The sequence below is a fragment of the Paenibacillus sp. Y951 genome (genome assembly GCF_056786395.1).
This window is the reverse complement of the sequence record NZ_JBXCIY010000009.1, coordinates 150,175-162,870: the sequence shown is the minus strand read 5'-3', so window position 1 is coordinate 162,870 and position 12,696 is coordinate 150,175. Positions and strand designations below refer to the sequence as shown.

General features: G+C 38.1%; 7 protein-coding genes and 2 pseudogenes. All 9 read right to left on the bottom strand.

What is annotated here, in order from left to right; translation table 11 throughout:
* Nucleotides 1–121: 121 nt before the first annotated feature.
* The 9 genes and pseudogenes from AC1TPB_RS14765 to AC1TPB_RS14725 all read right to left on the bottom strand — a co-directional run bounded on the left by AC1TPB_RS14765 (nucleotide 122) and on the right by AC1TPB_RS14725 (nucleotide 12,497).
* Nucleotides 122–1,258, bottom strand: a complete 1,137-nt coding sequence (locus AC1TPB_RS14765) for a family 8 glycosyl hydrolase (RefSeq protein ID WP_482077202.1) — start codon at nucleotides 1,256–1,258, stop codon at nucleotides 122–124.
* 175 nt (nucleotides 1,259–1,433) lie between these two features.
* A pseudogene (locus AC1TPB_RS14760) lies at nucleotides 1,434–1,739 on the bottom strand (carbohydrate ABC transporter permease); the annotation flags it as partial.
* A pseudogene (locus tag AC1TPB_RS14755) lies at nucleotides 1,726–2,010 on the bottom strand (sugar ABC transporter permease); the annotation flags it as partial. The pseudogenes AC1TPB_RS14760 and AC1TPB_RS14755, both read right to left, overlap by 14 nt.
* Nucleotides 2,011–2,173: 163 nt before the next feature.
* Nucleotides 2,174–3,898: an extracellular solute-binding protein gene (locus tag AC1TPB_RS14750; RefSeq protein WP_482077201.1), complete on the bottom strand. Its 1,725-nt coding sequence runs from the start codon at nucleotides 3,896–3,898 to the stop codon at nucleotides 2,174–2,176.
* A gap of 103 nt (nucleotides 3,899–4,001) precedes the next feature.
* Nucleotides 4,002–5,789, bottom strand: coding sequence for a sensor histidine kinase (locus AC1TPB_RS14745; protein WP_482077249.1), 1,788 nt, complete (start codon nucleotides 5,787–5,789; stop codon nucleotides 4,002–4,004).
* An 11-nt stretch (nucleotides 5,790–5,800) separates the two neighbouring features.
* Nucleotides 5,801–7,375 carry a response regulator gene (locus AC1TPB_RS14740; RefSeq protein WP_482077200.1) on the bottom strand — a complete coding sequence of 525 codons (1,575 nt, stop codon included), beginning with the start codon at nucleotides 7,373–7,375 and terminating at the stop codon, nucleotides 5,801–5,803.
* Nucleotides 7,376–7,528: 153 nt separating this feature from the next.
* The gene (locus AC1TPB_RS14735) at nucleotides 7,529–8,614 is read right to left on the bottom strand and encodes a Gfo/Idh/MocA family protein (protein WP_482077199.1); all 1,086 of its coding nucleotides are present in this window, start codon (nucleotides 8,612–8,614) and stop codon (nucleotides 7,529–7,531) included.
* A gap of 71 nt (nucleotides 8,615–8,685) precedes the next feature.
* A complete protein-coding gene (gene pepT / locus AC1TPB_RS14730; protein WP_482061982.1) occupies nucleotides 8,686–9,906 on the bottom strand; it encodes a peptidase T in 1,221 nt (406 codons plus the stop codon).
* Nucleotides 9,907–10,034: 128 nt separating this feature from the next.
* Nucleotides 10,035–12,497 carry a putative bifunctional diguanylate cyclase/phosphodiesterase gene (locus AC1TPB_RS14725; RefSeq protein WP_482077198.1) on the bottom strand — a complete coding sequence of 821 codons (2,463 nt, stop codon included), beginning with the start codon at nucleotides 12,495–12,497 and terminating at the stop codon, nucleotides 10,035–10,037.
* Nucleotides 12,498–12,696: the final 199 nt, after the last annotated feature.

Genomic DNA, 12,696 nt, shown 5'->3' with positions numbered 1-12,696 from the left:
AATCAGGCGGTTCTAAGCAGAAGGTTAAAACTACCTCAACAAACTCAGCACGTCACACCGAACATATAAAAAAGCATGCAAGCCCCACAAAAATCGTGAGTCTTACATGCTTCCTTCATACCTACGGCTTCCAGATCCGATAATTCCCGCTTAAAGCAAGGATTGCAAAAATGTAGATACAGTTATCGTAATAGCGACGATCACCCCTGCGCACTGGGGTATTCCATAGCAGCTCTACTGCCGCCTTCGCATGCTCACCATTGGCGGCAATGGAGGCAACCGCATTGGTAGCAAGTAATCCTACCGGATGCAATGACTTCTCCTCGAAAGCTTCGCCGTCCACAGCATATCTGCGATAATCATCAGGCGACTTATCAGCGAAAAACGCTTGAATACGATTAGCAATATCAACTTGACGTTCATCTACCCCATACCATGAATAATCTAATCCGATATTTGCCGCTACTCGGTAGGAATCACTAAAGAAATGACCAAATCCGCGAATATGATTAGGCGTTCCATCATAGAATGCATATTCAGCTGCTAATCCCGTGACAGCATGCGAACTAATATGAATATAGTCACGACTAGCTTGTGCCGCTTCTTTCCAGAAAGTGCGATCTTCTTCATTGGCCCATAATGCAAACAATTCATAGAAATGCGGCAGGTGATATGATGGATCAGAGAATTCTACTTCAGGTACGAACTTAATTAACTTATTCTCTAAATTCCACATCGTAAATCCTGGCTGTTGTTGATGGAGACAAGTATGAAGAATGTTTCTAGCTTGCTCACTATAGTTATAAGGAACTTCTCGATCACCCCAACGATGTGAAGCAAAGAACAAAGCCATCGCAAAAAATTCTTCTCCATCTGGAGCAGGTCCTTGTGCGTTACGAATACCCTCTGGCTGGCACGACCATGCAAAATATCCTTTATGCAGTCCTTCTGTCATATACATAAAACTATGCGTCCAATTCCATAACCGATCAAAAATATCTTGTCGATCATATTGCACCGCCATCATCATGCCGTACGACATACCTTCAGAACGAACATCATTATTGCCTGTATCTAATAGATAACCTTTATCATCGCCAAGCTCATAATATATTTTTGTAGCTTCATCATCACCGAACAACGCGTCCCATGTTGATTGGACTCTTTCATTAATTGCTTCTTCGGTGTAGCCATACTCCGCAAAAACATTACGATACTCATTTGTTTCATATGCACCTAACTTATTAATAGTTGTCATCAGCAATCATCCATTTCTACTCTTTATCAAAGTTTGATTTTTGAACAACATCTTTTAGAGTTGTTTGATTTATTATATAAAACGTTTTCATCAAATGTAACAGGGTAAAGTTTATATTAATCAGTGAAAACCTTAGCTCTTACTGCGTGAAGAGTAGTGAAGTTACAAGTTTAAACTATCCTTTTACACCACCAACCATCATACCTTTAACGAAATACTTCTGTAAGAATGGATATACCATAATGATTGGTACCGATGCGACGATTGTCATTGTAGCACGAATAGAAGTTGGTGTAACCCTACCAGTGTTATGAACAGCAGCGGTAAAATCTATTGATGTTGAAGTCATCGATGCATTGGAGTTTTATAATATTTTTTGCAACTCATATTGCAGCGTACTTAATTCTACTGTTAAGGAATTATACAGAAACACATCAAACCATGAGTTCCATTGATACCCCCCACTAAACAGCGCCACCGTATCCTAATATTAGATTAATCCCACTCATTGCTAATGTGTTGCGTAATACTCGCAAGAAACGCTCATCTTCAAATAAAAATCTAAAATGTTGTAGCCCGACCCACGTTTGCTCTCCAAAGCTATTAGCAGGTTTGAAATCTTGAAATGCTATCGTCCAACCACAAATGGGTAAATATTTGAATATAAATAACCACATTTAAAATGGTATCGTCATTACTAATAAGGCATGCTGTTGAATACAGCGTTTGAAACAGAGTTGCATTTTCCCCATTGGCTTTGGTCGGCTCTCTATTAGTTCTAGTTTACTCAATCCCGTCACTCCTCACTATGATTGCTCAGGTTGAAAGAAGGGACCGTTGCGATGATAGTACTCCTCATCGCATGGACCCACACTTCATCTACTAGAGGTAGTTCAAAAAGCAGACTTTGTCCTGTTAGTTCGTGCCATCGATAATCTTTTTGATTTCACTAGTTACAAAACTTTCATAGCCTGCAGTATCTAGCTTGTTGAACTCAGCAGTGAATTCTTCCCAATTACTATCGAATTTACTAGGAGGATCTAGCACTAATTTCGGGAAAAATTTACGAGTTAATTCAGTCTTTTTCGTCTCATAGATTTGCTCAGCTAATCCTTGTTTTTTCGCAATATCCCAAGCAGGATACCAAGGACGATCATCTGGAGCAGCAAACATTTCTGCATAAGTTTGAACGCCATAAGCAGCTAGAATTATTTTATCTGCTTCTGTCATATCCATTTGGAATACTTCTCGTTGGTATCCAGGGGCATAAGCATTGCCATTAGCAAGTGTAGAATGAGTTCCGTATTGGGGCCAGTTCCAATCAAAGTATTTGAAACCAAAAGTTTCACGGAATGGTTCGTCTATTTTCTTAACTTGTTCTGCCGTACGATAGAAGCGACCCTCTTCGTTGATTTCATATGTTTCTCCTTCAATACCCCAGCTTTTCATTATTTGATTTTCTTCTTTTAGCAAATTATCGATGTATTGAATAATGCGTTCTGGATCCTTTGCACTAACTGTAATACCGATACCACGGTTTTTAACGAAACTAGGAGGATCTAGATATTGGTCCTTTTGTCCGTCAAATGTAACCGGTAATGGGAAGTATACTAGATCATCTTGCGTGGGATCAGCTTTTGCCGCATCTTTCAATACGTTTTGGGCATTACCGATTTGCCAACCATAATCAAAGAATCCAATTACTTTACCAGAAGATAATTTAGCTAAATATTGATCATAATTATCAATGAATGATGTTTTATCGAATAAGCCTTCAGCGTTCAGTTCATTCAATAGTTTCATATAACGTTTTGTATCGTCATTATTTGAATAAACCTTTGCTTCGAACGTACTCATATCTACCATTACTTCGCCATCATTCGGATATCCTGCTAAATGCATCGGAGGGTTAGTCGTTGCAAAAAATCTCCAATCCTGAGTTAGTGAAATAAAGCCTGTTAGATCTTCACCTTCATGTTTTTTTACATAGTCGCGGATTAATTGGAAATATTCATCGATCGTTTTAATTTTCGGGTAGCCAGCTTCTTTCAACACGCCACGTTGAACCCAGAAAGCACCTTGGTTAATGTTAGGATCTGGTACGAATTCACCAACAACGTTAGAGAACGGTAAGAACATTATTTTTCCATCTTTATCTTTCATTAGATCAAAGTATGGACTGTACACGCGTTCAATATTAGGGCCATATTGTGCAATAAGATCCGTTAAGTCGATAAAACCACCTGCACCTAACACTTCGTCAATCGCAGCATCAGGGATTAGAACATCAGGATATTGTCTTGCAGCATTCATCGTACCAATCTTCGTGTTCAAATCTCCTACTAGATTTTCAATTTTGAAGTTTACACCTGTTTGATCTTCTAGTATTTTACCAATCGTTGTTTCATTTGTATTAATATCTTTAGCTGTGCCTGCACCATTGAAGTATGTGAAAGTTATTTTATCTAGAAATTTTTCTTCCGGGTCTTTTCCTTCTGCATCTTTCGAGCCGTTATTAGTTGAGTTAGTAACGCTGCTATTTACTTTGTCTCCACCGCTTTTGCATGCATAACCTGCTACCACCAATAGAATTGCTAGTAGCAGACATATTGCAATGCGTATCGATGATCTCTGCTTCATATTTCTTCAGCCCCTTTAGTTATTTTGTAAACACTTTCATTACAGCTTGCTGAGGTCGCTGAAATCAGTGTAGTAACTATAGATTCTAATATAGAAATTTTAGTTATTTATACTCTGCCGGTACAATAATATGAATAGATGTTCCTATACCATTAGCACTACTAATCTCAAAATGAAATTGTTTACCGTAAATAAGTTTTAAGCGGTAGAGGACATTTTGTACGCCGATGCGTTCACCAAGATCAGCATTTTCCGTTAAATAGGAATAGATTTTCAATCGTTGCTCGTCAGACATACCAGCTCCATTATCATCAACTCGGAAGTGCAGCTCCTCATTTAATACTTCGATGGAAATATTAACGACTCCGCCTTGTCTTACTTTTTCAATACCATGAATACACGCATTCTCTACAAATGGTAAGTATATTAGTTTGGGAACAACACATTTTTCCGCAGCAGGATCAACATTTACATGGTATGCTAATCGATCAGCGAAACGATAATGTTGAATTTCAAGGAAGCAGGAAATAAATTCAACCTCTTCTTTCAAGGAAACCTTATCTCTTCTCCATGTTAAAGAACTGCGAAATAGCTTCGCCATATTATGAATAATTTTAGCTGTTTCTATCTCTTTTTTCATAATACTTCTCATTCGGATTGTTTCTAACGCATTGAATAAAAAGTGAGGATTGATCTGACTTTGCAGAGCATTAAGCTGAGCATACCGTTGCTCTAGCTCCATATCTTTCTCCTTAATATCCGCTACGTATACATCGTTAATTAGGCTACCAATTTGCAAGGTCATACGATTGAATTCGCTCGTTAACTGTCCGATCTCATCAAGAGATTTACGTTTCGTTATAACATCAAAATGCTGATTTTTGACACGTTTCATATATTTCAGAATAAAGCCGAGGCGAGTTGTAATGGAGCGTGATATAATGATAATAATGATACTAGCTACGATGATATTAATAAGCGCTGTCCAAAGTACAAAGTGACGAGACGTCTGTACCTCCTGCAATATTTCGCTTTTAGGTACTATTGCTACCAAGCGCCAATCCTGCAACGGATTTGCATCATAGACACTATTTTCGAACATATACAAATCATCTTTTTTCGATAGATTATCTAATGTAATTCTTTCAGACACCCAATCGACATCTGGGTCTGTCGTAAATTGGATCCTCCCTTGAGGATCAACGAGATACGTATGACCCGGTACATTTAAATTTGATAAAACGGCCGCAATGGAATCCGTTTTCAACTCTATTTTCAATACTTTATCCCATGTATTATATGAATCATAATAATCCATTACTCGAAGAATGCTGAAGCTATCGCTCTTTTCTTCTATCCTTCCTGAGATGATACTATCCTCTCGCGGCGAACGAACAAACACAGGCTCACTAGAAGTCCGTCGATCTAGCGCGCGAAACCAATGCTTTAATCTAACATCATCAGTCAAGTAAGCAACACCGCCAGAATGCAGTACCATAGGGTTATCTACGTAAATTTTAATGTTCTGGACAGATGTGTACACAGGAGTATAGCTATTCAATATTCGACGTAAATAATTATCATATGCTTCTACAAAATCAGCAGGATTACTGTAATGATCATCTAGCAATGTATACAAATTATAATCGGTATAGAAAATAGACGAAACACCTACCGCCGCTTCAATCTGCATCCAAAATTCATTATGTACCTGCTGCAAGCTTATATTAATATCCCCAATCCTTTGTTCACGTACATTACTGCTCATCGTATTATAGAAAATAACATTCGTTAAAATGATCGGAAAAAACACGCAACAAAAATAGAGCATAAGGAACTTGTTGCGCAATCGCATATCATCTAAGCGCAATAGCAGCTTCGCTTTTTTCATTAGCTTCACAATTATTCACCTACAATACTTTGAAACGTTTGGCGATATGCCGTCGGAGACAACTTCTCTATTTTTTCAAACTGCGCTACAAAATACTCTGGATGATTAAAGCCAACCTTCTCCGCTACTTCATAAATACGCAAATCGGTTTGCCGCAATATTTTTTTCGCTTCATTAATTCTAATTTGCAATAAGTAATCGTTGAAATAGAGATCGTATGTTTTTTTGAATAATTGACCTAAATAAACGGGATTAACGTAAAACTGTGCTGCTATTGTCTTCAAACTTATTTGCTCGGCATAATGGTGATTGATATATTTCTTAATCCGTTGTATACCGCCTTTGGACATTTCTTTACGTTCTTCTGCAATACATAAGCCACATTCTAATAGAAACGTTAATATTAATTGCTTCAACGCGACTAGTTCAATATTATAATGATCCCAACTCAGTACTTCATGGAGCTTGGAAATGCGTGTTTTGTCTATCTCCATCTCATGCAAAATTTGTAAGCAATCCGCTACTAGCTTATGTAAACTCGCTTTTATCGCTTCAATCGAGCAATACTCAGCACTAAAACTAAAGAATAATAATTGTAATTGTTTCGTAATACGCTGTTCATCATTTTCTTCCATATCTAGTAGTAACTGCTTATAATGATCTGCGGGCAGCATAATATGTCTAAGTGAATAACTAGCAAAATCATTGTAATCAAATAATTGTCTTTCATCATAGTACTTGAATTGCTGCGCATATTCAGCTGCTTCGTATGCCTCTTTCAAGAAATAAATTCCGTCATAAGATGAGCTATAGTACAGATGAATGGTTCCTTGTTCAATTGACGAAAGCTTACGTTGCAATTGCTTCATTAGTGACGACATCGAAGAAAAGTCTTTGAGCCAAGATTCCTTAATAATTAATCCTAATTTTCCTTGCTGTGGATATAAGTATTGCGATTCAAAAAATGGTAGCAGCTCCTTGATCCGGGCGATATGCTGAGGCAGCTGATCGATTGGATACATATCTCGATTTTTGATTACAGGATATTGATTATATTCAACAAATGCAAAATAATATTGCTCCGTTACTTGTAATTTCAATTCCGTATAATACGCAAGCAGTTGAGCCTCCGTAAGCTGTTCCTGCAAAATAGTATGAAGCACTTCTTCATAATGATGCATAAGTGAATGTCTCGATTGTTTCTTTTCATTTTTCAATTTCTCAGCTATATCCATAAGACTATGTTCGAGACTTTGTTCATCAATTGGCTTTAGTAAAAAATCACATACACCGTATTTCACCGCTTGCTGTGCGTACTTGAATTCATCGTAACCGCTTACAATGATGAATTTAGTATTCAGCTTTGCTTCGTGTACGACTTTATGGATCAATTGTAGCCCATCACATTCAGGCATTCTAATATCTGTAATTACGACATCGGGTTGGTGCTCGACAATATAATGGAATGCGTCCTCTCCATTATCCTGTTCTCCTATCACTTCATAGCCACAGGACTCCCAATCGATGATTGCTCTTAACCCTTGCCGAAAAAACATTTCATCATCTACTAGTAATATCCGATACAAGCGCCTCACCCCCCTACTAATAGACTACTATAATGTGGAGATAATTCCAATAAAAAAGAAATAGCGACACGGGCTGTTAAGAGCCAGTATCGCTATTTCAGAGATCTCCCTAAGCTGGACTTCATCATATGTTTACTCTATCTATTAACGTTATTAATGATTGCTTTTCATCGCTTCTGGTCTTTCGCAGCTATATTGTACCGAATAATGACGTCCCTCGGCAGATGCAATATGGAAACCATGCATAATTTCTAGCACTTGCAGCGCTAGTTCACCACTGGCACGATGTGGTCGGTTTTCTTGAATCGACTTCGCCATATCTAGTAAACCCACTCCACGATCATTACCGCCAAATGGATGTGTTAACTCAACATCCTCAAACTGCTCGCTACCTGCTCTGCGTAGCTTAACTGGTCCACCAAATGTGTTAGGATCGGGAACGATGATCGACCCTTCGCTACCGTAGATTTCAATATTAGGTAAAGAGCTTCCACCCTTCACATCGAAGCTCGTAACTAATGTCGCCGTTGCTCCGCTTGCAAAATCGATAATGCCATTAATATGTGTTGGCGTTTCTACTTGAATCATCTCGCCATAATTCGGCTCACTCGTAATTTTACGCTGTGGGTAAGAGATTACTGCTGATCCCGTGACACGTGTAATTGGACCGAGTAAAGTAATAAATGCCGATAAGTAATACGGTCCCATATCGAACATCGGACCCGCTCCCTTTGCATATAAGAATGCTGGGTTCGGATGCCAACTTTCAGGTCCCCCCGATAACATAAAAGCATTAGCTGCAATCGGCTGACCAATTGCACCATCGTCAATTAATTTCCGACAAGTTTGGATGCCTGCTCCTAGCACAGTGTCAGGTGCTACACCAACACGAAGTCCAAGCTCCTGAGCTTTAGCCATGATTCGTTGTCCATCTTCAACAGTAACAGCTAGCGGCTTCTCGGAATATACATGCTTTCCTGCATCAAGTGCAGCTAGACTAATACTTGCATGTACTTGTGGAATCGTTAGATTCAATACAATATCAATCGTTGGATCAGCTAACAACTGCTCCGTTGTTAACACTTTTTCAACCTTATATTTCTCAGCTTTTGCTTGCGCTAGCTCTCCATTCAAATCTGCTAACGCAACAATTTCAAGCTCTTCATAATGAACACAATTTACTAGATAAGCATCACTGATATTACCGCAGCCAATAATCCCCACTCTAATCTTTTGCACGTTAGTTCCCCCATTAATCTAGACGATATTTAATAAGATTAACTATTCTTAATTCTCATTATACCCATACTCTACTCGCATTTTGCAATTTCAACAATAACTTCTACTGCTTTTTGCATCGTGTCAATCGATACAAATTCATATTTCCCATGGAAATTCTCTCCACCTGCAAAAATGTTCGGTGTCGGTAATCCCATATAAGATAAGCGTGAGCCGTCTGTACCGCCGCGAATTGGTTCCACGATAGGGGTAACGCCAACTCTAATCATCGCTGCATGCGCACGGTCTACAATATCCATACGTGGTTCAATCTGATTACGCATATTATAATAACTATCCGTAACCTCGATTTTCACATTACCTTCGCCAAACTGCTGCTCGATTTGCTTACCAACATTAATGATAAATTGCTTGCGATCCTCGAATGTATCATGATCAAATTCTCTTATGATGTAATGGAGTGTCGTTTCCTCAACACCGCCTTCAATATGAGTAAGATGATAGAAGCCTTCATAACCTTCAGTATGTTCCGGTGTTTCATACTCTGGCATTGCCGCTTGAAAAGCATAAGCAACACGCGTAGCATTAATCATCTTACCTTTTGCGGTTCCTGGATGAACACTACGACCATAGCAGGTTACCGTTGCACTTGCCGCATTAAAGTTCTCATATTGTAGTTCCCCAAGCGGACCGCCGTCCATCGTGTAGGCATATTCTGCACCGAACGCTTCAACATTGAACAAATCTGCACCGCGACCAATTTCTTCATCAGGAGTAAAGCCTACTTTGATCGTACCATGCTTAATTTCTGGATGATCCTGCAAATATGCCATCGCTGTTACAATTTCCGCAATACCTGCTTTATCATCAGCACCAAGCAATGTATTGCCATCTGTTGTAATTAACGTTTGTCCTTTATATTTCAATAGCTCGGGAAATTGCTTTGGAGATAACACAATTTGCTGCGTATCATTCAACACAATATCTGTCCCATCATAATTTTCCACAATTTGCGGATTAACATTGAATCCGGTTAGCTCTGTTGCTGTGTCCATATGGGCAATAAAGCCAATTGTCGGTGTAGCGACATCTGAATTGGCAGGCAATGTTGCCATCACATATCCGTTGGCATCTACAGTAACATCCGCCATACCAAGTTCCTGCAATTCTTCAGCTAGCTGCTTCGCTAACATTAACTGCCCTCCAGTCGATGGGCAAGTAGAAACATTCGGATCTGCTTGTGTCCCTACCTTCACATATGAGATAAATCGTTTAAGTAATTGTTCCTTCATAGTTAATACTCCTCAAAACTTTATTTTATTGTATATTGTACAACTTCTTTATCCTTTAGTGAAATTTAAAGCTTCTGCTAATTGGTTATATTTTACTACCAACTAACAGAAGCTATTCGTCATTCCCATTAATAAATCGTTATTTCTTTATGAATACTAATATAATCATTCGCATCTTTTTTTTGTAACGGCCTACTATAATAATACCCTTGCGCTTCCTTGCACTTCAATTGCTGCAAAAATTCAACTTGTTCAATAGTCTCTACACCTTCAGCAACAACAGCAATCCCCATATGATTGGCAATATCTATTATCGTACGAATAATAACCCGATTATTGTCATTCAAATTTCTTACAAACGATTGATCAATCTTCAAACGATCAATCGGAAATTGACTAAGATAACTTAATGAACTGTAACCAGTGCCAAAATCATCTATACTAATATTTACTCCGAGCTGTTTGATTTTATTTAACACCTTAATTGAATTCTGCACATTTTGCGTTATACTTTCCGTAATTTCAAGTTCTAAATATTGCGGTAGGAGACCAACTTCATTCAAGACTGTTGAAATCAATGTAGGGAAATCATCATACATAAACTGCTTTAGGCTAATGTTAACGGCTACATTAATATCTGTAATTCCTTGGTCATGCCAACTCTTCATCTGACGACATGCTTCACGCAATACCCATTCACCGATAGGTACAATAAGATTGGTTTCTTCCGCAATATGAATGAATTGATTAGGCATGATCATTCCTCGAACAGGGTGATTCCATCTAATTAAAGCTTCCATACCGATCAGTTCATTACTTCGTAAATTAACTTTTGGCTGATACCATAATTCCAATTCTTCTCTTTCAATTGCCCGTCGTAAATCTCGTTCAAGCTCATGACGACTAGAGATCTTATCATGTAATTGTATGGTGAAAAATTGATAATTGTTTTTCCCTTTTTCCTTTGCCGCATACATCGCAGCGTCCGCATTTTTCAATAATATCTCAATCGTTAGCCCATCCTCAGGGTACATACTAATGCCAATGCTAGGGGAAATAAATACTTCTGTTTCATTAATGATAAATGGTTCTGCCATATCCGTAATAATCTGTGTCGCTAGATTGTCCACCTTTACAAGATCAGCATTATCAAGATAGATCGTGAACTCATCACCACCTTGACGTGATACATATCCAACTCCCGCTAGACTGTCTGATAAGCGCAATGCAACATTTTGAAGCAGCTTATCTCCAGCTGAGTGCCCCATCGTATCATTAACCGTTTTGAATCGATCCAAATCCATAAACAGTACAGCAACTTTACTACCCCGTTCTTGAGCGTTAAATATAACATCCGCAAGCGCCCTATTGAATGATGTTCGATTCGGGAGATTCGTTAATGAATCATAATGAGCCATCACATGAATCGTTGCTTCAGCTTCCTTGCGCTCTGTAATATCAATCATCGAGCCGACGACTTCGATCACAATCCCATCCTCTATTACAGGAGATAACGAGATATAATAGTAGCGCTTAGCATATCGCATCTCGAATTGATGACTTCTCCCGTGAAAAGCTTCTTCGAAATAATTCTCTATATGATGAAATTGTTCTTGCCAAACTTCCTTAATCCACATATTTTCTATTTGCTCCGTTGTAATGCCAAGTTGTTCAGCTATTCTACCTTCACTTAATGTGAATACAATTCTTTGCTTTTGATCACGCGTTAATTTGAAAATACAATTTTGCAAATTTTTAATAGTACGCCTGAAATCATATTGCAATACTTCGGCAAGTTCAGTTTCTGCAATCACTCGGTCTGAGATATCAGAACGGATGGAGACATATTGATATGGTTTTCCTTGATCATCGAGAAAAGGTACGATCGTAGTATTCATCCAATAGGTACTGCCATCCTTCGCTCGATTTTTCAATTCTCCACGCCATACTTTTCCTTCCATAATTGTATTCCACATTTTTGCGAAAAAATGTTTTGAGTGATGTTTAGAGTTAATTAATCTATGCGTCTTCCCTAACAATTCATATTTACTATATTGTGAAACACGACAGAACATATCATTAACATATGTAATAACACCACTACTATCTGTAACAGCAATAATAGATGCTGAGTCAAATGCATTCTTCAAATCTATTAAATTTCTTAATTGTTTATCGTAATCCGCTTGATCATTGAACAAATCAGTACGATCCTGTCCCATAATGACATAGGCTGATTGTACATCTTTTTGATCTTCAAGTTCTGTATTCTCTTCAACAGCAATCGTTACTTCAGCTTTTGCTAATCGCTTTTCCGAGTGTGAGTAAATAAGATATCCATTCCAGTGACCTACTTCATTAACTGTATTCCATACGTCGCTCCAAGCTTGTTGGTGCTTGAGTCGTATGTCAAACACTGTAAATATATGTCCGATTTCTCTCTCTATTGTGTCCATACCATATGTCGCAATAAACTGCTGAAACATCTCATTTCTACTAGTAAATTGGTAGCTAGCATTTAATTGAGCAATCATAAAGTTTTTATTCCAAATATTCGAGGATATTTGTATTTGCGATGTAGCAATCTCCATGCCCAACCACTCCATTCCAGCCCTATCCGAATAATCGCTCTCTATAGGTTAAATATTCCTATTTTTCCATAACACTTCTGTAAATATTATCATTTTACTGGAAACTTCTCAATTGTAACTAATAACAAACTTAACCTATCGTAACGACAAAAAAAGCTAGAAAAATTTGCTGTTATAGCAATATCTTTCTAGCTCAATT

Excerpts from the sequence above, each read along its gene's own strand:
- AC1TPB_RS14765 (WP_482077202.1), bottom strand. The coding sequence starts at position 1,258 with ATGACAACTATTAATAAGTTAGGTGCATATGAAACAAATGAGTATCGT.
- AC1TPB_RS14750 (WP_482077201.1), bottom strand. The coding sequence starts at position 3,898 with ATGAAGCAGAGATCATCGATACGCATTGCAATATGTCTGCTACTAGCA.
- AC1TPB_RS14745 (WP_482077249.1), bottom strand. The coding sequence starts at position 5,789 with ATGAAAAAAGCGAAGCTGCTATTGCGCTTAGATGATATGCGATTGCGC.
- pepT (WP_482061982.1), bottom strand. The coding sequence starts at position 9,906 with ATGAAGGAACAATTACTTAAACGATTTATCTCATATGTGAAGGTAGGG.
- AC1TPB_RS14725 (WP_482077198.1), bottom strand. The coding sequence starts at position 12,497 with ATGGAGATTGCTACATCGCAAATACAAATATCCTCGAATATTTGGAAT.